Raw genomic sequence first — 21,307 nt, 5'->3', positions numbered from 1 at the left:
CCGGATTCGTCCGGGCGTGCGCCACAGCGCGCGCAGGGCGGACCACACCATGATCGCGGCAACGATGACGACGCCGAGCGCCAGCACGAACACCGGCAGCGTGGTCTCGACGCGCCAGCCCGACCATGACAGCACGATGGCGCCGGGCTGATCGGCAACCCAGGCCGCGCCCGAAGCGGCCAGCGCGATCAACACCAGGAACAGAACGATCCGGATCATCGCGGGGCCTATGGCGCGGGTTTGGCGAGCGCCGCCAGGGCGTCAGCCGCGAACTGGCGTGACGCGGCCAGCGATGCGTCGCGCCCATCGGCCTTGTCGATCCAGGCTTGCGCGGGCGCGCGATTGGCCGGCGACAGCGTATTCAACTCGCGCCTGGCCTCGTTGGCGTCGTTGCGCAGCGCCGCAGCGGTGGCCCGCGCGACGATAGCGCCGCGATCATTGCCGACGGCGTCGGTACGCTCGATACGAACCAGCCGCGACGCGCCGGCCTGCAGGCGGTCGACCAGGCCAAGGTTAGACCCCACGAGTCCATTCTCCTGCGCCGGCGGCGACAGCTTCGGAATCAGCGCCAGCAATTCGCGGCTCAGCGCGGCCGCGGTCGGCACGCCGGTCGCGGCAAAATCTTCCAGCGGCTTCAACGTGTCTGGATCGGGCGCCAGCGATTTGGCGGCGTCGAGTGCTGCCGTGAACGGATCGCCCTGGCGCACCGAAATGTCGAGCAGCGAGGCCACCACGACCCGGCGCAGCGAGGTATCATCCAACGGCCTGGCGCTTTGCTGCGCGGCTGCCGCGCTGGCATCGCGCGTCGCGCGCTCCAGCTGGTCGAGACGTCCGTTGATCGCGGACAGGTCCGCGGTGGCGGCCGCATCGCCGGACCCCGGTGTGGCGCCGTTGGCATCGCCCGCAAGCCTGTCCGACTGCGCGCGCACGGCGGAAAGCTCCTCGCGCAGCGACGCCACCGATTTCTCCAGCGCCGCCACCGCCGGATCGGGCGTTAACGGTTTATTGACCCTGGATTCAAGGCTGGCGACCCGCGCGGTGAGCGCAGCCGAACTGGTCTCGGTCGACGCCGGCTGAACCGCGGGCCAGCCCAGCATCCAGCCGACCCCGATCACCAGCGCCGCCGCCACCGCGCCGGACACCGGGGCAACCACCCAGGGCGAAATCGAAGCCGCCGCCGAAGCCCCTTTCGGCCCCGATTCGCCAAATTCAGGCTGCTGCGGCCCGGACTTGGGCGCGGAATCGCCGGGTTTGGGTCCGGTCGGCGCATTGCCAGCCGGCCCTGCCGGCTTATCGGACACTTCGGTGGCTTCGAGATCGATGGTGGGCGGGGCGCGTTTGGCCCGGCCCGAATCCGGCGACGCTGCGGTATCGTCGGGCCTGTCATCGGCCATCCCGTGTTCCTCCTTGGCCATGGTCAGACATTACCTGGATTCGACGCCCCCTCTTAGCGCGATCAGGGCCGCAAAGCACGCTCCAGCACCCCCAACAGGGCATTTTCGTCCGGCGACGGCGCCGCCAGCACCTGCGTGGCGCCGGCTTCGCGGAGGATCGAAGCCACCGTGCCGGAAATACAGCCTTGCAGGATGGCCAACGCCGAAATCTCGACACCGGCCGCCCGCACCGCCTCCAGAAACGCGCGGGCACTGCGCCGGGAATAATGCAGCACCGCCTCGACCTGGTTGGCAGCGAAGGCCTCGGAGGCGGCGCGCGGCAGATCGCTGACCGCGGCCATACGGTATGTCGTGCAGGTAACGACGGTAAGACCGCGCCCGCCGAGTTCCCCAGCCACATCGCGCGCGAGATCGCTGCCTGCCAGATAGAGCAGGGGACGTGATTTCCTGATTTGCTTCGCCTTCACGGCGGCCAGCACCGCGTCGCGCAGGCTCGTGGCGTCGCCATTGGCCGACATCACCGCCGTAAAGCCGGCGCTGCGGGCGGCGGAGGCGGTGTGGTGGCCGACCGCGAACAGCGGCAATTCGAACAGCCGATGCCCGCCCGGATGGGATTCGAGGCCGCGCAGCGCATTGGCGCTGGTGACGATCACCGCGCCATAACCCGCATCAGCGTCATCGCGGAACGGCAGCGGCTCGAACCGCAGCATCGGCGCCAACAGCACGTCGAAGCCCCTGGCGCGCAACGCGGTGGCCGTGGTTTCATTGTCCGGATGCGGGCGCGTGACGAGAACGGCCATGCGTCACCCCCTCAAGCCATGACTTTTAAGATGCCGGACGATTGCACGTTGCGACCTCACAATGCTACCGGAACTAGGCAAACGCCGCTTTAGGCCATAGCGCAAGGGCTCCCATTGGATAACGATAGGCCGATGCTGGCACCCACCCTGGTTCTAGGTATCGAAACCACCTGCGATGAAACCGCCGCTGCCGTGGTCGAGCGCCAGAGCGACGGATCGGGCGTCATTTTGTCCAACGTCGTCCGCTCGCAGACGGCGGAGCACCTGCCGTTCGGCGGCGTGGTGCCGGAGATCGCGGCGCGAGCCCATGTCGATCTGCTCGACGGCATCATCGACAGCGCGATGAAGGAGGCCGGCGTCGGCTTTGCGGATTTGTCGGCGGTGGCGGCCGCCGCGGGGCCGGGCCTGATCGGCGGCGTGATCGTCGGCCTCACGACGGCGAAGGCGATCGCGATGGTGCATGATACGCCGCTGATCGCGGTGAACCATCTCGAGGCCCACGCGCTGACGCCGCGGCTGACCTGCGCGCTGGCGTTTCCCTATTGCCTGTTTCTCGCCTCCGGCGGTCATACCCAGATCGTCGCCGTCGTCGGCGTCGGCAAATATGTGCGGCTCGGCACCACCGTCGACGACGCCATGGGCGAGGCCTTCGACAAGGTGGCAAAAATGCTCGGCCTGCCCTATCCGGGCGGACCGCAGGTCGAGCGCGCGGCGCAAAGCGGCGATCCCGCGCGGTTCGCCTTTCCGCGGCCGATGCTCGGCCGTCCGGATGCGAATTTCTCGCTGTCGGGATTGAAGACCGCGGTACGCAACGAAGCGAGCCGCCTCACCCCGCTCGAACCTCAGGACATCAGCGATCTCTGCGCCGGCTTTCAGGCCGCGGTGCTGGAATCCACCGCCGACCGCCTGGGCGTCGGCCTGCGGCTGTTTCATGAGCGGTTCGGCCTGCCGCGGGCGCTGGTCGCCGCCGGCGGCGTCGCCGCCAACCGGGCGATCCGCGGCGCGTTGCAGGATGTCGCCGCCAAGGCCGAGACCACGCTGATCATTCCGCCGCCCGCTTTATGCACCGACAATGGCGCGATGATCGCCTGGGCCGGTGCGGAACGGATGGTGCTTGGCATGATCGATACGATGGATGCGCCGCCCCGCGCGCGCTGGCGGCTCGACGAGAACGCCGTGGCGCCGCCCGGCTTCGCCAATACGCGCGCAGGTTTCTGAGATGACACCGTTCAAATCCGTCGCGGTGATCGGCGCCGGCGCGTGGGGCACCGCGCTCGCCGCTGTCGCCGCACGGGCCGGACGCGATGTCACGCTCTATGCGCGCAACGCGGCTCATGTCGCGGAGATGGTATCGTCGCGTGAAAATCCGCGGCTGCCGGGCATCAGGCTCGACGCCAATCTCGAAATCAGCAACGACATCGCGCGGGCGGCGCGCGCCGATATCGCGTTGATCGCCACGCCGGCGCAGCATCTGCGCGGCGCCGTCAGCACGCTGGCGCCGCATCTCGCGCGAAATACGCCCGTCGTCGCCTGCGCCAAGGGCATCGAACGCGGCACCCACAAATTCATGACCGAGGTGATCGCGGAAGCCGCGCCCGCCGCGCGGCCGGCGATCCTGTCGGGACCGAGTTTCGCCGACGATGTCGCGCGCGGCCTTCCCACCGCCGTCACGCTCGCGGCACAGGATGAAAAGCTCGCCAGCGCGCTGGTGCGGGCGCTGGGGTCTTCGACCTTCCGGCCCTATCACAGCACCGATATCCGCGGCGTCGAGATCGGCGGCGCGGCAAAGAACGTGCTGGCGATCGCGGCGGGAATTGCGGTCGGCCGCCGCCTCGGCGCCTCGGCGCAGGCGGCGCTGACCACGCGCGGCTTCAGCGAACTGGCGCGGCTTGGGCTCGCCTGCGGCGCGCGAACCGAAACCCTGGTCGGGCTTTCAGGCCTGGGCGATCTGATCCTGACCTGTTCGAGCCCGCAGTCGCGCAATTTTTCGCTCGGCATGGCCCTGGGCCACGGCGAGCCGCCGCCGCAACAGAAACTCGCCGAAGGCGCCTTCACCGCGCCGGTGCTGATCGAACTGGCGGCTTCGCGGAACATCGACATGCCGGTATCGCAGTCGGTCGCGGCGATCCTGAGCGGCGCGATGACGATCGATGCCGCGATCGACAGCCTGCTGACACGGCCGTTCAAGGCGGAAGGATGATCCAGCCGTCGTGCCCGCGCTTGTCGCGGGCATCCACGTCCGGGTATTGAAGTTCAAGAGAAAGACGTCGATGGCCGAGCATAGGCGAGCGGAAGCGACGCCGTTCTTCAAACGGCGATGTCCGGCCATGACGAGCGAATGAGAACGATATGAACTACTGGCTGGTGAAATCGGAACCGTCGGTCTGGTCGTGGGATCAGCAGGTAAAAAAGGGCGCCAAGGGCGAAGCCTGGACCGGCGTGCGCAATTTCACCGCCAGGCAGAATCTCGTGAACATGAAGAAGGGCGACCTTGCCTTCTTCTATCATTCCAACGAGGGCAAGGAGATCGTCGGCATCGCGGAAGTCATCAAGGAAGCCTATCCCGATCCGACCGATGAGACCGGCAAATTCGTCTGCGTCGACATCAAGGCCGACAAGCCGCTGAAGGCGCCGGTGACGATGGCCGCGGTCAAGGCCGAGAAGAAACTCGCCGCCATGGCGCTGGTGAAATATTCGCGGCTGTCGGTGCAGCCGGTGACGGCCGAAGAGTGGAAGATCGTCTGCAAGATGGGCGGGCTGTAATTCCCCTCTCCCCTTGTGGGAGCCGAGACAAGCAAGGCTCGCTCTTGGGGTGCTGAGCGCAGCGAGTCGGGTGAGGGATTGCCTCCGCGGATACAGATCCCTCATCCGGCGCGAACTTCGCGCCACCTTTTCCCACAAGGGGAGAAGGAAGGCGCAAGCCGTCGTAACTTCGATTTAGCTACGACACCTGCAATCGCTCGAGATCGGCGAGCATCGTGGGTCCGGTCGGGTGCCATCCCAATTTTTTCCGGGTCTGCGCGCTGGAGGCCGGGAGATCGTGGCTCGCGAATATAGCGAGCCAGCCCAGATAGGCCTGGGCCTCTTCCGGAGCGATCGACTTGACCGGTAAACTCAGGCGTCGGCCGACCACTTCTATCATATCCCTGATCGCCACGCCTTCTTCGGCAACGGCGTGATATTTCGCGCCCCGCTCCGCCTTTTCGATCGCCAGCCGGTAGAGGCGGGCGACATCGAGAACATGCGCGGCAGGCCAGCGGTTGCGCCCATCCCCGATATAGACGCAGACACCTTTTTCGCGGGCCATCGCGATGGCATAGGTGACCAGACCCTGTCTCGTCGTGTCGTGAACCTGCGGCAGGCGCATGACGGATACATTGACCCCGTCGGCTGCTGCGGCAGCGGCCGCCTCTTCCGAGGCGGCACGCGGAATCATCTCGGACGAGATCGTCGCATTGTCTTCGGTGGCGGGCTCGCCGGGGACGGTATTCGCCATCCCGGTGCCGGAGGTCACGATCAACGGCCGCTCGGAGCCGGCGAGAGCCGAGCCGAGCGCCTTGACGACACGGCGGTCGTCCTCGCAATTCGCGACGAATTTCGAGAAGTCATGGTTGAAGGCGAGATGAATGACGCCGTCCGATCGGGCGGCACCCGCTTTAAGGCTGTCCTCGTCTTCGATCGAACCACGAAGGGCTTCGGCGCCGGCGGCGGCCAGAGCTGCGGCCTTGTCGTCGGAACGGCAGAGGCCGAGCACCTGATGGCCCGCCGCGATCAACTCCTTGACGACGGCCGAGCCGATGAATCCGGTGGCGCCGGTGACAAACACGCGCATGAAAGAAGTCTCCGAGTTGCGTTGGAGACAAATGTCGGCTTACGGGCTATGCTGGTAAAGTAGTGACTTTATCAGGGTATAATGGCTAACAGGATGGGCGAGTACGTCACCCAGGAAAACCTGCTCGGGATCTATCTGAAGGACCGCCGCGCCAAGCTCGATCCGGCCGCATTCGGTTTCCCTCCGGAGCGCCGCCGCACGCCCGGCCTGCGCCGCGAGGAAGTGGCGCAGCGCGCCAATATCAGTCCGACCTGGTACACGTGGCTCGAACAAGGGCGCGGCGGCGCGCCCTCGGCGGATGTGCTCGACCGCATCGCGCGTGCCTTGATGCTGACGGATGTCGAGCGCGAGCATCTCTTCCTGCTCGGTCTCGGCCGCCCGCCGGAAGCGCGCTACCAGAAGAACGAAGGCGTCACGCCACGGCTGCAACGCGTGCTCGATGCGCTGGAGCCGAGCCCGGCCCTGATCAGGACCGCGATCTGGGATATCGTGGCCTGGAACCGGGCGGCGACGGTGATGCTGACCGACTATGGCGCCCTGCCGCCCGAGCAGCGCAATGTCCTGCGCTTCATCTTTCTCGATCCGCGCGTCCGCGCCGCACAATATGATTGGGAAAGCGTGGCGCGGTTCGTGGTTGGCGCGTTCAGGGTGGACGCGGCGCGGGCGGGTGCCGCGGCGGAGGTCGAGCCTCTCGTCGACGAACTCTGCCGGCTCAGCCCCGAATTCAAGGCGATGTGGCGCGACAACGACGTCCATACCCATGGCGAGGGCATCAAGCACATAAAGCACCCGATTCTCGGCCCGATCGCGTTCGAATATTCCGCCTTCGCGGTCGATGGCCGGCCGGATCTCGGCATGGTCGTCTATAATCCCGCGACTCCTGCGGACGCGAAGCGGATCAGTTCGCTGCTCGAATCGAAGCCTGCGCTCGAACGCGCGTGATTCGTGTCTGGGTCCACGACTGCTTTACCCGTCGTGCCAAAGTGCCGCAGTTGACCTGTTCGGCAAATCACCGGCACCTCCCGCGCCGTCCCGCCCCGATAAGAGGGGCGCTTCGCGGTCGTCACGAACGTTGGGTGCGGGATGCGATGGACGCGGCAGGCCGGAAGACGAACGGCACTGACGCGGACGGCGAAGTCGTGTGGTCCTGACGCCCCGACGCTGGCGTCAAGTTGGCGATGATGCCTGCGCATCACGCAAGTGATGATGCTTCGCATCACACCGACGACGGTGACAACAAAGCCCGGTCACCGGGGAGAGCACGAAGGAAACCGTTAAAACCATTGCGCAGGGAATGCCGTGTGAACAGCGGCACACCTGTGGCGACTAACTCGTGTGCTTTTTATTTTGCACACGGGGCTATGGGTGCGATCCGCGCACCCGGCATTCCCTGCGCCCTCTCTTGAGGGGCGTCTGCGCCCTCCGTTCTTCGAGGGACAATGTCGAGGCATCACCCGGACGTAACGCGTCGCGGGAATGCGGAGTCATGTCATTTGGAAGGACACATCGGTGCCCGTCATTCCGGGGCGCGCGCTTAGCGCGAACCCGGAATCCATTTCGCATTACGCAAATGGCCGGATGGATTCCGGGTCTGGTGCTGGCGCGCCATCCGGTCTCACGTCGTGAGGTGAGACGGCTTGGCTGTTTGAAATTCGAACCGGAAGACCGCCGCTTGCGGCAAAAATTACACCGCCGCGGCCGTCACCACCTGCGCCAGCAATTGCTCGCGCTTGGATTGCGAGCGATAGCCTTTCATCGTCGCGGCAAAGCGCTCGAGGATGCCATCCTCGAAGGCGGTGACGATGGTGTCGTGGACATAGCTCTTGCGGCAGATCGCCGGCGTGTTCGAAAGCTGGTCCGCCGCCGCGCGGATCGCTTCCAGCACCTGGCGCTTGCGGCCGCGCTCGCTGGCCGCCGGCGTGATCCGCGACAGCGATTCCACCACCACGGCGGAGGCCATCAGGGTGCGAAAATCCTTCAGCGAAATCTTGATGCCGGCGATCTCGCGCAGGAAAGCATTGACCGACGTGGTCGAAACGCCGCGGACATTGCCGGAGCCATCGCGATACTGGAACATGCGCCGGCCCGGCACGCCGCGCAGGATGCCGATCGCGCGCACCAGCTTGGCCGCATTGCATTCCTTGCGCACGGCCTTGCCGCCCTTGGCCTTGAAGGTCAGCACCACGCTATCGTCTTCCAGCGTGACGTTGGATTTCAACATCGTGGTGGCGCCGCGGGTGCCGTTAAGGCGGGCATAGGATTCATTGCCCGGCCGGATCGCGGTGCGGGCGATCAGTTCGATCACGGCCGAGAGCGCGAATTCGCGGGTCGGCTCGTCGCCCGACAGATGCATCGAGACGTTGCGGCGGATCTTCGGCAACGCCGCGACCAGCTTCGCCAGCCGATGCGCCTTGCGCTGCTCGCGCACCTTTTCCCAATCGGCGTGATAGCGGTATTGCAGCCGGCCCGCGGCGTCGACGCCGACCGCCTGCAAATGCGTCGCCGGATCGGGCGAATAGCGCACCTCACGATAGGCCGGCGGCACCGCCATCGAATGCAGGCGGCGGATGGTGCGGGCGTCGCGGACGCGCGAGCCGTTGGCGCGGACAAAGGAATAGTTCTTGCCGCGCTTGATGCGGCGGATGGTCAATTCGTTCTGGTCGCCGAGCTTGAGGCCGAGTTCGTGGGCGAGCGTTTCCACCGAAGCGGTCGGGCTTGCATCGAGGCCTGTCTTGCGCGTTACCGGCGATGCTTTGGGCCACTGCCCGAGCGCCTTGGCCAGCGCCACGGCGGGATCGGCGGAAACGGGCCGCGCAGCCTCGAAATTCTGCTGATCCATCATGGTCGTGGACGCCTTGCTCCGCCTGGTCTTCCGGTAATGCCCATTCCCAAAGCTTGGTTCCGGAGGGACCCTCCGGGCCCCGGGGAGGCGATTTAGGGGTTAACCGGGTGCATTGCGAGTCACGAATCACGGCACGACGGTTATTGGATACCGTTCATGGGAGCCATTCGCCCGATAACGTTGATTTCGGGCTGACGTCAAACGCCAAAGTGATGACGAGGGCGCAAGATTTACCGGGCAAGCCATCACCCCGGCCGACCAAGGTCGGAGTGGCTTCCGCCTTGTCCGCGGGCTACCCGGCGAAGCATAATTGCTTTCAACACTGAAGACGGCGGATGGTCGCCGCGTTCATGGGCCGTTGGAGCTGATCCGGTGGAAACCGGTTTTTCGCATGACAAATACAGCGTATTTGCGCGGGATCATGCTCAGACCAAGAAATGCGATCATGATCCGGTTCAATCCGATCGAATCATGATCAAGGGTGGAGGAAACGATGTCCGAGAAAATCTATGACGTAAGCGCCGAATGGGCCAAGCGCGCCTTCGTCGACCAGGCCAAATACCGCGAGATGTATGCGCGCTCGACCCGAGATCCCGACGGCTTCTGGGCCGAGCACGGCCAGCGGGTCGACTGGATCGAGCCTTTCACCAAGGTCGGCAATTGGTCCTATGCGCCGGGCAACGTCTCGATCAAATGGTTCGAGGACGGCGTCCTCAACGCCGCCTATAACTGCATCGACCGGCACCTGGAACAGCGCGGCGACCAGACCGCCATCATCTGGGAGGGCGACGACCCCTCGCAGTCGAAGCACGTTACCTATCGCGAACTGCATGACGAAGTCTGCAAGATGGCCAACATCCTGCGCACCCGCAATGTCGGCAAGGGCGACCGCGTCACGATCTATCTGCCGATGATCCCGGAAGCGGCCTATGCGATGCTGGCCTGCGCGCGGATCGGGGCGATCCACTCGGTGGTGTTCGCCGGGTTCTCGCCCGACAGCCTCGCCCAGCGCATCAACGACTGCCAATCCAAGGTGGTGATCACCGCCGACGAAGGCCTGCGCGGCGGCAAGAAAGTGCCGCTGAAGGCCAATGTCGATGCCGCGCTCGGCAAGACCGAGGGCGTCGACTGGGTGGTCGTGGTCAAGCATACGGGTGCTGCCGTCGACATGGATCCGGTGCGCGACTTCTGGCACCACGAGGCGGCCGAGATGGTGACGACGGAATGCCCGGTCGAGCCGATGAACGCGGAAGACCCGCTGTTCATCCTCTACACCTCGGGTTCGACCGGCCAGCCCAAGGGCGTGCTGCACACCACCGGCGGGTACCTCGTGTTCGCGGCGATGACGCACCAATACGTGTTCGACTATCACGACGGCGACATCTACTGGTGTACCGCCGATGTCGGCTGGGTCACCGGCCACAGCTATATCCTCTACGGTCCGCTGGCGAACGGCGCGACCACCCTGATGTTCGAAGGCGTGCCGAACTATCCCGACAATTCCAGGTTCTGGAACGTCATCGACAAGCACAAGGTCAACATTTTCTACACCGCGCCGACCGCGATCCGCGCGCTGATGCAGAGCGGCGACGCGCCGGTGACGAAGACCTCGCGCAAGAGTTTGCGGCTGCTCGGCAGCGTCGGCGAGCCGATCAATCCGGAAGCCTGGGAATGGTATTACCGCGTGGTCGGCGACGAGCGCTGCCCGATCGTCGATACCTGGTGGCAGACCGAGACCGGCGGCATCCTGATTACACCGCTGCCCGGCGCGATCCGACTCAAGCCCGGCTCGGCGACGCTTCCGTTCTTCGGCGTGGTGCCCGAGATCGTCGATGCCGAGGGCAAGGTGCTGGAAGGCGAAGCCACCGGCAATCTCTGCATCGCGCGATCCTGGCCGGGGCAGATGCGCACGGTCTATGGCGACCACGCCCGCTTCGAGCAGACCTACTTCTCGACCTATAAGGGCAAATATTTCACCGGCGACGGCTGCCGCCGCGACGCCGACGGCTATTACTGGATCACCGGCCGCGTCGACGACGTGATCAACGTCTCCGGCCACCGCATGGGCACCGCCGAAGTCGAGAGCTCGCTGGTGGCGCATGACGCGGTGTCCGAAGCCGCCGTCGTCGGCTATCCCCACGACATCAAGGGCCAGGGCATCTACGCCTATGTGACGCTGATGACCGGCACCGAGCCGACCGAGCAATTGCGCAAGGAATTGGTGGCCTGGGTGCGCAAGGACATCGGGCCGATCGCATCGCCCGACCTGATCCAGTTCGCGCCGGGCCTGCCGAAGACGCGCTCCGGCAAGATCATGCGCCGGATCCTGCGCAAGATCGCCGAGGACGAACCAGGCAGCCTCGGCGACACCTCGACGCTGGCGGACCCCGCCGTGGTCGACGACCTGGTGCAGCATCGCCAGAACAAGAAGTAGGCGGGAGTTCAAGCATCCTGCGCTGGGAGGGGCTTATGCGATTGCATCCCGGTTGCCTCGCTGCGGCGATCTTCATCGTCGCGGCCGGCATCGTGTTCGGATCGCCGCGCGCCGGCGCGGCCAACCTCGCCGAAGCCTGCGGTGGCCCCGACAGGATCACCTGCAACTCGGCGCTATGGTGCCGGAAGACCGCCGGACAATGCGGCGCGGCCGACGCGGCGGGCGCCTGCGAAAAAGCGCCGGATTTCTGCATTCCGATTTCAAGACCGGTCTGCGGCTGCAACGGCAAGACCTATCCCAGCGAATGCGAGCTCCGGAAGGCCAAGGCGCAGCTCGATCACCCCGGACGCTGCAAGAAATAAGCTTCGCACCGGCATGAGAATCCCGCTCACGCGATTGTCAGAACCGGCCGGCGCTGCTTTGGCGTTTCCGCGCCCGGTGTTGTTTTCAGGTCATTTACTTTGTTTCGAACATTTTCTTAGTTCCTCCCCGCCAGACCAGCCCAAGGCTTGCCGCAGCAACCGTCCGGTTAATGCACGCGGTTAAAAATAGCTGCGCTGGCCGGCAAACCCGCAATCGTAAGGTTTGCGCCGGAATCTGCGAGCCCCGGCAGGGGCGTTGAAGCGAAGTGGAGAGATGGATGTCGCTGAGGATTGCGGTGGCGCTGGCAGCCACCATCGGGGCGGGCATGTTGATGTCGAGTGCGGCCGAGGCGCGGCCGGAAATGGTCGGGGTACACGGCGATTATGCGCCAGGAACGATCGTGGTGCGGACCGGCGAACGCCGGCTTTATCTGATCCTCGATCAGGACCACGCCATGCGCTATCCGGTCGGCGTCGGCAAGACCGGCAAGCAATGGGCCGGCACCACGAGCATCGAGGGCAAATATCAAAATCCGGCCTGGTCGCCGCCGGCCGACGTCAAGCATGACCACCCGTCGATCCCGGACGTGATTCCCGGCGGATCGCCGCAGAACCCAATGGGCGTCGCGGCGATGACGCTGGCGGGCGGCGGCGAATATGCGATCCACGGCACCAACGTACCCAATTCGGTCGGCGGCTTCGTGTCCTATGGCTGCATCCGCATGCTGAATCCGGATATCAGCGACCTCTACCAGCGCGTCTCGGTCGGCACGCCCGTGGTCGTGACGCGCTGATTGCAAGGCGGCTTCACCTGAATCCAAAAGCCGCGCGGACAGCGCGGCTCTCTATATTAATATTCGCGAGATCGGCTTTCAGAAATCCGACGCGATGCCTTTGTTTTCCCAGTCGCCATAGCGGGTGGGTTCCGGCCCGGCCGGTCCCTGAAGTTCCTTCGGCATCGGATGCGGGTTCGCCGCGGCGGCCTTTCTCCGGGCTTCGGCCTCGGCGAGCGCGCGCTGCGCCGCCGGCGATAATTCGCGGGATTTCGGTGCTGCGGCCGTTGCCGGCGGGAGAGAATCATGGGCCATGTGAGCTACCAGCGCTGCAAAGGGTCTGCATATAGATCATGTCGCGACGCTTTAATCGGAAGGGTCGATACTTATATTTGGCATATTCACATGCCAGAAATGCCCTTTCTGCGAAAGCGGTTCGCATGCGCGAAACCGTTATCAATTCCCCTAGAGATGTTCACGCTTCATGCCTCCTCAACGATTCGCATTGCCCGCCGAAGTGCCTGGTCTCGCGGCACGGCGGATCGCAGCGGATATCATTGACGGCGTCCTGCAAAAGCACCGCACACTCGATGACCAGCTCGACGGCACCGGCGCCCATCCGGGATTGAAGACGCTCTCCGATCGCGACCGCGCCCTGATGCGCCGCCTGGTGGCGACGACCTTGCGGCGGCTCGGCACGCTCGGCCATCTGCTGTCGCGGCTGCTCGATCGCGGCATTCCGACCGATGCGCCGCGGGCGCAGAGCGCGCTTCTGATCGGGGCCGCGCAAATCCTCTGGATGGACGTACCCGATCACGCGGCGGTGGATCTCTCGGTGCGGCTGGTGCAATCGGACCGGCGCGCCGCCAAATATGCCGGCCTCGTCAACGCGGTGCTGCGCCGATGCGCGCGCGAGGGCGCGCCGTTGATCGAGGAGGTCAAGGCCGAGACGCTCGATATCGCACCATGGCTGCTGCAGCGCTGGATCGCGCATTACGGCGAAGCCGTCGCCCGCGACATCGCCACCGCGATCGGCCATGAGCCCTCGCTCGACATCACCGTGAAGTCCGATCCCGAGCAATGGGCGAGCCGCCTGCATGGCGAGACGCTGCCGACCGGAACGGTGCGCACGCTGCTGCAGGGCTCGGTGACGATGCTGCCGGGCTTCACCGAAGGCCAATGGTGGGTACAGGACGCCGCCGCCGCATTGCCGGCGCGGCTGTTCGGCGACATCGCCGGCAAAACCGTCGCCGATCTCTGCGCGGCGCCGGGCGGCAAGACGGCTCAGCTCGCGCAAGCCGGTGCCCGTGTCGTCGCGGTCGATCGCTCATCCAACCGCATAGCCCGGCTGCGCGACAATCTCGCACGGCTTTCGCTGCAGGCCGAAGCGGTCGTGACCGACGCCGCCGAATGGCAGGGGACTGGCAGCGAAGGCTTCGACGCCATCCTGGTCGACGCGCCCTGCACCTCGACCGGCACGATCCGGCGTCACCCCGACATCGGCTGGCTCCGGCAGGAGACCGATATCGCCGCCCTGACGGCGCTGCAAAAACGGTTGCTGCAACGGGCGGCCGCGCTGCTCAAGCCGGGCGGGACACTGGTCTATTGCACCTGCTCGCTGGAGCCGGAAGAAGGCGAGCAGGCGGTAGCGGCCTTTCTCGCCGCCGAATCGGCGATGCGCCGCGCGCCGGTCGACGCCGGCGAGGTCGCGGGCCTTGCCGAGATCATCACCGCGGACGGCGATTTGCGCACCCTGCCCTGCCATCTGCCGCGGGAAGAGCCCCGCCTGGGCGGGCTCGACGGCTTTTACGCCGCGCGGCTGGTAAAATCCTGATTCGCATCTGTATTTCATATGGTTGGCTCGATGATTCGCGGCGTTTCAAGACGTTTCAGGATGGTGTCTTGATCACGTTTCCGGATTAAAAGGATTCGCGAGAATCCTCCCGATCAAGGCAAGGCGTGTCGGTCGCTCAACGCAGACATATTTCGACGCTGGTCATGGGTCGCTTCGCCCGCAACATGGTGGCGCGTGCGAGCGGCGGATCGCTGATGCTTGCGCAGTTGTGGCCGGGCCGGACCGATCGCCTGATCATCGCCCCCCACGACCTGCGCACCGCCGACGCCACGCGCGCCGCCGAAATCTACGCCGGGCGATTCGTGTTTGCCGGCAAGATCGTCACCTGCCACGGGCGCTCGGTGTTCGATCTCGAGCCGCCCTCGGAGGATTGGGAGGTGGCGCTGCTCGGCTTCGGCTGGTTGCGGCATTTGCGCGCGGCCGATACCGCGCTGACCCGCGCCAACGCCCGCGCGCTGGTCGATGACTGGATTTCCAATCCCGCCAACCGCGCAGTGGGCCGCCGGCCCGACGTGGTCGCCCGTCGCGTGATCTCGCTGCTGTCGCAGGCGCCGCTGGTGCTCAGCGATACCGACGGCAAGTTCTACCGGCGCTATCTGCGCGGACTGGCGCGCGAGATTCGCCATCTGCGTTATGCCGCGCTCGACACCACCGACGGCATGCCGCGGCTGCAGGTGCTGATCGCGCTTTGCTACGCTTCGCTCTGCCTCGCCAACCAGGCGAAGCATATTCGCGCCGCCACGCGAAAATTCTCCGATGAATTGCAGCGGCAGATCCTTCCCGATGGCGGCCACATCTCGCGCAATCCCGGCGCGCTGATCGAGCTTCTGATCGACCTCTTGCCATTGCGTCAGACCTTCGCCGCACGCAACATCGCGCCGCCGCCAGCGCTATTGAACGCGATCGACCGCATGATGCCGATGCTGCGCTTCTTCCGCCACGGCGACGGCAGCTTCGCGCTGTTCAACGGCATGAGCAGCACGCCCTCCGATCTGCTGGCGACGCTGCTCGCCTATGACGATGCCCACGGCGCGCCGATGGCGAACATGCCGCATACCGGCTATCAGCGGCTCGACGCCGGTGCGATGACGGTCATCATGGACACCGGTCCGCCGCCGCCGGCCAATGTCAGCCAGGACGCCCATGCCGGTTGCCTGTCGTTCGAATTGTCGTCCGGACCGAGCCGGATCGTCGTCAATTGCGGCATGCCGGCCACCGGCCGCGACAACTGGCGCGCGTTTGCGCGCAGCACGGCAGCGCATTCGACACTGACCTATCACGATACCTCTTCGTGCCAGTTCGTCGAACTGACGGCGGTGAAGCGGCTTCTGCAGGGCGCCCCTGTCGTCAGCGGCCCGTCTCGCGTGGAAAGTTACCGCGAGGCGGTCGCCAATGGCGAGCTTTTGACCACCGCGCATGACGGTTATCTGGCGCGCTTCGGCGTCATGCATCGCCGCGTATTGATGGCCACGCTGGATGGTTCCAGGCTCGACGGCGAGGATACGCTGTCACCGGCGCCGGGCGGACGCATCAAGGGCCACGACACCGACTACGCGTTGCGGTTCCATTTGCACCCTTCGGTGAAGGCAAGCCGTCTCAGCGATGCGCGGGGCGTGATGCTGGTGCTGCCGAACCGCGACGTCTGGACCTTCGAGGCGCTGGACGACAGGGTCGAACTGGAAGACAGCGTATTCCTGGCGGGAAACGACGGGCCCCGCCGCACCGCTCAGATCGTGATCCACCAGAACGCACGGCACGCGTCCTCGGTGCGCTGGAGCTTCGTCCGCTCGACGGCTTCGGCTTCCACGACGACGGCCCGGCGCAGCGCCCGCCGCGAACCGGAACTGCCGTTGTAAAGCTGCCGTTGTAAAAACGGCGATTGTAAAATATCTGGCCATAGGCCCGGCGCACGCGGCCCGTGACGGTTCCGTGACCGGCAAAACCGTGCTACCCGGCGGCCTTATTCCATAGGACATCGACCCATGACCAACCAACTGCGCCACGTCACCCGCGCATTATTGTCCGTTTCCGACAAGACCGGGCTGATCGAATTTGCCCGCGCGCTGGCGGCCCATGGTGTCGAACTCGTCTCGACCGGCGGCACCGCCAAGGCGATTGCCGCCACGGGATTGAGGGTTACCGACGTTTCCGATCTGACCGGCTTTCCGGAAATGATGGATGGCCGGGTCAAGACCCTGCATCCGAAAGTGCATGGCGGGCTACTCGCGATCAGGAACAACACCGAACATGCCCGCGCGATGAAGGCGCATGGCATCGCGCCAATCGACCTGTTGGTGGTCAATCTCTATCCGTTCGAGGCGACTGTAGAAAAAGGCGCCGATTTCACCGAATGCATCGAGAATATCGACATCGGCGGCCCGGCGATGATCCGCGCCGCGGCCAAGAACCATGACGATGTCGCGGTCGTGGTCGAACCGCAGGATTATACGGCCGTGCTCGACGAACTCGCCGCCAACAAGGGGGCGACCACGCTGTTTCTGCGCCGCCGTCTCGCCGCCAAGGCCTACGCCCGCACCGCCGCCTATGACGCCGCGATCTCGAACTGGTTCGCCAACGAACTCAAGACCGAGGCGCCGGATTATCGTGCCTTCGGCGGACGGCGGATCCAGGCGCTGCGCTACGGCGAAAATCCGCACCAGACGGCGGCGTTCTACCGCACGCCCGACAAACGGGCCGGCGTCGCGACGGCGCGGCAACTGCAAGGCAAGGAGCTGTCGTACAACAACATCAACGACACCGATGCGGCCTATGAATGCATCGCGGAATTCGATCCCGCGCGCACCGCGGCCTGCGTCATCGTCAAGCATGCCAACCCTTGCGGGGTCGCCGAAGGCGCCGATCTCGTCAGCGCCTATCGCAAGGCACTGGCCTGCGATTCGACTTCGGCCTTCGGCGGCATCGTCGCCGTCAACCACATGCTGGATGCGGCGGCCGCGCGCGCCATCACCGAAATCTTCACCGAGGTCATCATCGCGCCGGACGCGACCGAGGAAGCGATCGCCATCATTGCCAACAAGAAGAACCTGCGGCTGTTGCTGGCCGGCGGACTGCCCGATCCGCGCGCCGCGGGACTGACCGCGAAGACCGTCGCTGGCGGCCTTTTGGTGCAGAGCCGCGACAACGCCGTGGTGGATGACATGACGCTGAAGGCCGTGACCAAGCGCGCGCCGACCGAAGCCGAATTGCGCGATCTCAAATTTGCGTTCCGGATCGCCAAGCATGTGAAGTCGAACACCATCGTCTATGCGAAGGATCTCGCCACCGTCGGAATCGGCGCGGGCCAGATGAGCCGGGTGGATTCGGCGCGCATCGCCGCGCGCAAGGCGCAGGACGCCGCCGCCGCATTGAAACTGGCCGAGCCGCTGACGAAAGGCTCGGTGGTCGCGTCCGACGCGTTCTTTCCCTTCGCCGACGGCATGCTGGCCTGTATCGAGGCTGGCGCCACCGCCGTGATTCAGCCCGGCGGCTCGGTGCGCGATGACGAGGTCATCAAGGCCGCCGACGAGCACGGCATCGCCATGGTGCTTACTGGTGTCAGGCATTTCAGGCATTGATGACTATTCGTCATTCCGCACCGTATCATCTCCAGATTCCGGGTTCATCGCTACGCGATGCCCCGGAATGACGGTGATAATCTTACTTGTCCCTCACCCGCGTCAGCAGCGCCAATCCCGTCACGAAGAACAATACCAGCACGGCCATGCCGGCTTTCTGGCTGGCGGTGATCGCCGTGATCGCGCCGATCAGCAAGGGACCGATGAACGACGTCACCTTCCCCGTCAGCGCAAACAGGCCGAAATACTGTGCGATGCGGCCCTTCGGCGCGATCCGGATCAACAGCGAGCGCGACGCCGCCTGCAACGGGGCGCCGGCCGCGCCGATCAGGCATCCGAGCACCAGATAAGCGCGCTCCGCGGCGGACGCGAACAATGCGCCACCCGGCACCGGCGGCGTCACCTTGACGAACAGCACGCTGTCCTTCTGCACCAGCAGGATGGCCACGACCGCAAACAGCAGCATGCACATGCTGCCGGCGATCACATATTTCGGACTGAACGCATCGTCGAGCTTGCCGCCGAGCCAGCCGCCCAAGGTGCCGGCGATCGCGAGGATGATGCCGAAGGTGCCGATTTCGATCGTATTCCAGCCGAAAGTGCCGGCGGCGTAGATGCCGCCAAAAGCGAACAGCGACACCAGCCCGTCGGTGTAGATCATGTTGGCGAGCAGAAACGCCGCCAGTGATTTTTGCTTCGGCAAATCGCGCAAGGTGTCGCGCAGTTCGATCAATCCCTCGCGCAGCGCCGCGCGCAACGGCCTCTTGGCCGGATAATCCGGCGTCAGCAGGAACATCGGCAGCACGAAGATGATGAACCAGATGCCGGTCAAAGGCCCGGTGATGCGATCGCCCTGATGGGTGACGGGATCGAGACCGAACAGAGGCACAAAGCCGAACAGCGTGCGCCCGCTTTCCGGGCTGGCGGCGAGGAAGCCGAGCACGAGGATCAGGCTTAGAATGCCGCCGATATAGCCGGTGGCCCAGCCGGTGCCGGACAACCGGCCGATCTTCTCCGGCGGCACCAGCGTCGGCATCATCGCATTGTTGAAGACGGTGGCGAACTCAACCCCGACGGTGGCGATCCCGTAGGCGACCAATAGCGGCGGAATCACGCTGGTATCACCGGGTCTGCCGAACCACATCAGGCAGGAGCCGATCACCAACAGCGCGCCGAACGCCGCGATCCACGGCTTGCGGCGGCCGCTGGCGTCCGCGATCGCGCCCAGCACCGGCGACATCAGGGCGATCAAAAGACCCGCCGCCGCGGTGGCAAAGCCCCACAACGACTGCCCGCTTGCGGGATCCGCGGCGATATGGGTCGCGAAATAGGGCGCAAACACGAAGGTGGTGATCAGCGTGAAATAGGGCTGGGCCGCCCAGTCGAAGAAGATCCAGCTCACCACCGCGGCACGCGGTGGATATTTTTGATGCAGACCTGCGCTGCCTGCGTCCGCCGTGATCGTCGCCATGCTCTGAAATGTCCTGCTCTATCACGCGGAGGCGTTTTGCCTGCGGGAACTGCCCCCTATAGCATTCGGGGCGGCGTATCTCGTGACGTTAACCCGAGGCGAAATTTTGATGACCCATTTCCTGACGGCCCGGCGTCGAATGATCGCCGCGGGAATCCTGTTCATTATCGGCTTTTGCCTGCCGGCCTCCGCGCAGGAACAGCGCCGCGGCTTCTATACGCCACCCGCCTCCGGCACGCTGCATGCCGTTGCCGCCGCGCATGGCATGGTGGTCGCACAAGAGAAGACGGCGGCGCAAATCGGCGCGGACGTGTTGAAACGCGGCGGCAACGCGGTCGATGCGGCGGTCGCGACCGGTTTTGCGATGGCCGTGACCTACCCGCGCGCCGGAAATATCGGCGGCGGCGGCTTCATGATCATTCATTCGGCCGATCGCCATGAGGATGTCGCCATCGATTATCGCGAGACCGCGCCGGCGGCAACCATGGCCGGGATTTTCCTCGGGGCCGACGGCAAACCCGATCCGGCAAAATCACGCGATTCCGCGCTCGGTATCGGTGTCCCCGGCACGCCGGCGGGACTGGCGCTGGCGCTGGAAAAATACGGCTCCGGGAAATTCACGCTGTCGGACCTGCTTCGGCCCGCGATCGATCTCGCGCGCAACGGTATCGTCATCGCCGACGACGGCGCCGACACGCTGCCGGAGTGGTATCGGCGGCTGGCGCGCTGGCCGGCCTCGGCACGGATATTCTCGCGCCCCGACGGCACTTCCCTGCGCGAAGGCGACAGGCTGGTGCAGAGCGATCTGGCGGCAACGCTCACCGCCATTGCCGCGCAAGGCCCACGGGGGTTTTACGAGGGCCCGGTTGCCGAGAAGCTGGTCAAAGGCGTTCGCGACGCCGGCGGCATCATGACGCTGGACGATCTGAAGTCGTATCAGGCGGTCGTTCGCACGCCGGTGCGCGGCAGCTATCGCGGCTATGACATCGTCTCGATGCCGCAGCCTTCGTCCGGCGGCGTCGTGCTGCTGGAGACGCTGAATATCCTCGAAGGCTTTCCGATGCCCGCGATGAAACAAGGCTCGGCGCCTTCGCTGCATCTGCTGATCGAAGCGATGAAGCGCGCCTATGCCGATCGCGCCCGTTATCTCGGCGACCCCGCTTTCATCAACGCGCCGGTGGCGACGCTGATTTCCAAGGATTACGCCGCCAGGCAGCGCGCCGGCATCGATCCCGACCGCACCACGCCGTGGACGGACGCGCTCTCGGCAACACCGCCGCATGAAGGCGACAACACCACGCATTTTTCGATCGTCGACGATCGCGGCAATGCGGTCAGCAACACCTACACCCTGAATTTCAGCTACGGCGTCGGCATGGTCGCCGAGGGCACCGGCGTGCTGCTCAATAACGAGCTCGACGATTTCACCGCGGCGCCCGGCGCGTCCAACGCCTATGGCCTGGTGGGATTTGAAGCCAATCTGCCCGGTCCCGGAAAACGGCCGCTGTCCTCGATGTCGCCGACCATCGTGCTGAAGGACGGCAAGCCGGTGCTGGTGACGGGATCGCCCGGCGGCAGCCGCATCATTTCGACGGTGCTGCAGGTCATCGTCAACGTGCTCGACTACCATATGGACGTCGAGGACGCGGTTGCAGCGCCGCGGCTGCACCATCAATGGCTGCCGGATGAAGTGCGCGTCGAACGCGGTTTTTCCGACGACGTCCTCGCGGCGCTGAGGGCGAAGGGACACACCGTGGTCGAGCCGATGGGCCAGACCTCGGCCAATTCGATCGCCGTGACCGAGAACGGGCTGTCCGGCGCACCCGATCCACGGACCCGCGGGGCGGCCGCCGTTGGAGAATAGAAATCATACATTGGTCTGATGACGCATTGCCCACTGACCTCAATTTGGCGTAATCCGCAAAGGCTGGCCCCGTAAGCAAGCGGCGCCGGCTACAGATTTTCTTGG

At 65.3% G+C, this 21,307-nt stretch carries 18 protein-coding genes; 11 read left to right on the top strand and 7 right to left on the bottom strand.

All coding sequences use genetic code 11. The features are described from left to right. From HB630_RS26305 to HB630_RS26295, 3 genes are all read right to left on the bottom strand, one after another. On the bottom strand, nt 1-219 hold a 219-nt coding region (locus tag HB630_RS26305), incomplete at its 3' end, for a heme biosynthesis HemY N-terminal domain-containing protein (protein ID WP_276571646.1). 8 nt (nt 220-227) lie between these two features. Next, the gene (locus tag HB630_RS26300; protein WP_213775626.1) at nt 228-1,394 is read right to left on the bottom strand and encodes a hypothetical protein; all 1,167 of its coding nucleotides are present in this window, start codon (nt 1,392-1,394) and stop codon (nt 228-230) included. Nucleotides 1,395-1,456: 62 nt separating this feature from the next. Beyond that, entirely contained in the window at nt 1,457-2,194 is a 738-nt protein-coding gene (locus HB630_RS26295) for a uroporphyrinogen-III synthase (RefSeq protein ID WP_213775625.1), read from the bottom strand. 132 nt (nt 2,195-2,326) lie between these two features. On the opposite strand from HB630_RS26295, the gene tsaD reads away from it, so the two are divergent. The 3 genes from tsaD (at nt 2,327) to HB630_RS26280 (ending at nt 4,957) form a co-directional block, all read left to right on the top strand. After that, nucleotides 2,327-3,412, top strand: coding sequence for a tRNA (adenosine(37)-N6)-threonylcarbamoyltransferase complex transferase subunit TsaD (tsaD, locus tag HB630_RS26290; protein WP_213775624.1), 1,086 nt, complete (start codon nt 2,327-2,329; stop codon nt 3,410-3,412). Between the two features lies 1 nt (nt 3,413). Further along, a complete protein-coding gene (locus HB630_RS26285; RefSeq protein WP_213775623.1) occupies nt 3,414-4,394 on the top strand; it encodes an NAD(P)H-dependent glycerol-3-phosphate dehydrogenase in 981 nt (326 codons plus the stop codon). A gap of 149 nt (nt 4,395-4,543) precedes the next feature. After that, a complete protein-coding gene (locus HB630_RS26280) occupies nt 4,544-4,957 on the top strand; it encodes an EVE domain-containing protein (RefSeq protein ID WP_213775622.1) in 414 nt (137 codons plus the stop codon). 178 nt (nt 4,958-5,135) lie between these two features. On the opposite strand, the gene HB630_RS26275 is transcribed toward HB630_RS26280, so the two are convergent. Next, a complete protein-coding gene (locus HB630_RS26275) occupies nt 5,136-6,026 on the bottom strand; it encodes an SDR family oxidoreductase (protein WP_213775621.1) in 891 nt (296 codons plus the stop codon). A 93-nt stretch (nt 6,027-6,119) separates the two neighbouring features. Here HB630_RS26275 and HB630_RS26270 point away from each other — a divergent pair, with 93 nt between their 5' ends. Further along, the gene (locus HB630_RS26270) at nt 6,120-6,968 is read left to right on the top strand and encodes a helix-turn-helix transcriptional regulator (protein WP_213775620.1); all 849 of its coding nucleotides are present in this window, start codon (nt 6,120-6,122) and stop codon (nt 6,966-6,968) included. 742 nt (nt 6,969-7,710) lie between these two features. On the opposite strand, the gene HB630_RS26265 is transcribed toward HB630_RS26270, so the two are convergent. Beyond that, the gene (locus HB630_RS26265; protein WP_213775619.1) at nt 7,711-8,868 is read right to left on the bottom strand and encodes a DNA topoisomerase IB; all 1,158 of its coding nucleotides are present in this window, start codon (nt 8,866-8,868) and stop codon (nt 7,711-7,713) included. A gap of 493 nt (nt 8,869-9,361) precedes the next feature. On the opposite strand from HB630_RS26265, the gene acs reads away from it, so the two are divergent. The 3 genes from acs to HB630_RS26250 all read left to right on the top strand — a co-directional run bounded on the left by acs (nt 9,362) and on the right by HB630_RS26250 (nt 12,458). Then, on the top strand, nt 9,362-11,302 hold the full coding sequence (gene acs / locus HB630_RS26260) for an acetate--CoA ligase (RefSeq protein WP_213775618.1): 1,941 nt from the start codon (nt 9,362-9,364) through the stop codon (nt 11,300-11,302). Nucleotides 11,303-11,337: 35 nt separating this feature from the next. Further along, entirely contained in the window at nt 11,338-11,664 is a 327-nt protein-coding gene (locus tag HB630_RS26255; protein ID WP_213775617.1) for a Kazal-type serine protease inhibitor family protein, read from the top strand. Between the two features lie 278 nt (nt 11,665-11,942). Continuing rightward, a complete protein-coding gene (locus tag HB630_RS26250; RefSeq protein ID WP_213775616.1) occupies nt 11,943-12,458 on the top strand; it encodes a L,D-transpeptidase in 516 nt (171 codons plus the stop codon). Nucleotides 12,459-12,536: 78 nt separating this feature from the next. On the opposite strand, the gene HB630_RS26245 is transcribed toward HB630_RS26250, so the two are convergent. Beyond that, the gene (locus HB630_RS26245; RefSeq protein WP_213775615.1) at nt 12,537-12,752 is read right to left on the bottom strand and encodes a DUF1674 domain-containing protein; all 216 of its coding nucleotides are present in this window, start codon (nt 12,750-12,752) and stop codon (nt 12,537-12,539) included. A 169-nt stretch (nt 12,753-12,921) separates the two neighbouring features. Between HB630_RS26245 and HB630_RS26240 the strand changes: the two genes are divergently transcribed. From HB630_RS26240 to purH, 3 genes are all read left to right on the top strand, one after another. Beyond that, complete coding sequence (locus HB630_RS26240; protein WP_213775614.1) at nt 12,922-14,271, top strand: RsmB/NOP family class I SAM-dependent RNA methyltransferase; 1,350 nt, start codon at nt 12,922-12,924, stop codon at nt 14,269-14,271. Nucleotides 14,272-14,435: 164 nt separating this feature from the next. Further along, on the top strand, nt 14,436-16,148 hold the full coding sequence (locus HB630_RS26235; RefSeq protein ID WP_213775638.1) for a heparinase II/III family protein: 1,713 nt from the start codon (nt 14,436-14,438) through the stop codon (nt 16,146-16,148). Nucleotides 16,149-16,274: 126 nt separating this feature from the next. Further along, nucleotides 16,275-17,867: a bifunctional phosphoribosylaminoimidazolecarboxamide formyltransferase/IMP cyclohydrolase gene (purH, locus tag HB630_RS26230; protein ID WP_213775613.1), complete on the top strand. Its 1,593-nt coding sequence runs from the start codon at nt 16,275-16,277 to the stop codon at nt 17,865-17,867. Nucleotides 17,868-17,949: 82 nt separating this feature from the next. On the opposite strand, the gene HB630_RS26225 is transcribed toward purH, so the two are convergent. Next, complete coding sequence (locus tag HB630_RS26225; RefSeq protein ID WP_213775612.1) at nt 17,950-19,338, bottom strand: MFS transporter; 1,389 nt, start codon at nt 19,336-19,338, stop codon at nt 17,950-17,952. Nucleotides 19,339-19,477: 139 nt separating this feature from the next. On the opposite strand from HB630_RS26225, the gene ggt reads away from it, so the two are divergent. Next, the gene (gene ggt, locus HB630_RS26220) at nt 19,478-21,202 is read left to right on the top strand and encodes a gamma-glutamyltransferase (protein ID WP_213775637.1); all 1,725 of its coding nucleotides are present in this window, start codon (nt 19,478-19,480) and stop codon (nt 21,200-21,202) included. Nucleotides 21,203-21,307 lie beyond the last annotated feature (105 nt).

Origin of the sequence: Bradyrhizobium sp. dw_78, assembly GCF_018449525.1 — a bacterium.
Classification (GTDB): Bacteria; Pseudomonadota; Alphaproteobacteria; order Rhizobiales; family Xanthobacteraceae; genus Bradyrhizobium.
Note: the sequence above shows the minus strand (reverse complement) of the source record. Positions and strands in the feature narration are given on the sequence as shown.

What these genes read in the sequence shown, in the direction of transcription:
- HB630_RS26245 (WP_213775615.1), bottom strand. Translation starts at nt 12,752, where the DNA reads ATGGCCCATGATTCTCTCCCGCCGGCAACGGCCGCAGCACCGAAATCC.
- HB630_RS26235 (WP_213775638.1), top strand. Translation starts at nt 14,436, where the DNA reads ATGGGTCGCTTCGCCCGCAACATGGTGGCGCGTGCGAGCGGCGGATCG.
- HB630_RS26250 (WP_213775616.1), top strand. Translation starts at nt 11,943, where the DNA reads ATGTCGCTGAGGATTGCGGTGGCGCTGGCAGCCACCATCGGGGCGGGC.
- HB630_RS26280 (WP_213775622.1), top strand. Translation starts at nt 4,544, where the DNA reads ATGAACTACTGGCTGGTGAAATCGGAACCGTCGGTCTGGTCGTGGGAT.
- HB630_RS26255 (WP_213775617.1), top strand. Translation starts at nt 11,338, where the DNA reads ATGCGATTGCATCCCGGTTGCCTCGCTGCGGCGATCTTCATCGTCGCG.
- tsaD (WP_213775624.1), top strand. Translation starts at nt 2,327, where the DNA reads ATGCTGGCACCCACCCTGGTTCTAGGTATCGAAACCACCTGCGATGAA.
- HB630_RS26295 (WP_213775625.1), bottom strand. Translation starts at nt 2,194, where the DNA reads ATGGCCGTTCTCGTCACGCGCCCGCATCCGGACAATGAAACCACGGCC.
- HB630_RS26285 (WP_213775623.1), top strand. Translation starts at nt 3,414, where the DNA reads ATGACACCGTTCAAATCCGTCGCGGTGATCGGCGCCGGCGCGTGGGGC.
- ggt (WP_213775637.1), top strand. Translation starts at nt 19,478, where the DNA reads ATGATCGCCGCGGGAATCCTGTTCATTATCGGCTTTTGCCTGCCGGCC.
- HB630_RS26265 (WP_213775619.1), bottom strand. Translation starts at nt 8,868, where the DNA reads ATGATGGATCAGCAGAATTTCGAGGCTGCGCGGCCCGTTTCCGCCGAT.
- purH (WP_213775613.1), top strand. Translation starts at nt 16,275, where the DNA reads ATGACCAACCAACTGCGCCACGTCACCCGCGCATTATTGTCCGTTTCC.
- HB630_RS26240 (WP_213775614.1), top strand. Translation starts at nt 12,922, where the DNA reads ATGCCTCCTCAACGATTCGCATTGCCCGCCGAAGTGCCTGGTCTCGCG.
- HB630_RS26300 (WP_213775626.1), bottom strand. Translation starts at nt 1,394, where the DNA reads ATGGCCGATGACAGGCCCGACGATACCGCAGCGTCGCCGGATTCGGGC.
- acs (WP_213775618.1), top strand. Translation starts at nt 9,362, where the DNA reads ATGTCCGAGAAAATCTATGACGTAAGCGCCGAATGGGCCAAGCGCGCC.
- HB630_RS26225 (WP_213775612.1), bottom strand. Translation starts at nt 19,338, where the DNA reads ATGGCGACGATCACGGCGGACGCAGGCAGCGCAGGTCTGCATCAAAAA.
- HB630_RS26275 (WP_213775621.1), bottom strand. Translation starts at nt 6,026, where the DNA reads ATGCGCGTGTTTGTCACCGGCGCCACCGGATTCATCGGCTCGGCCGTC.
- HB630_RS26270 (WP_213775620.1), top strand. Translation starts at nt 6,120, where the DNA reads ATGGGCGAGTACGTCACCCAGGAAAACCTGCTCGGGATCTATCTGAAG.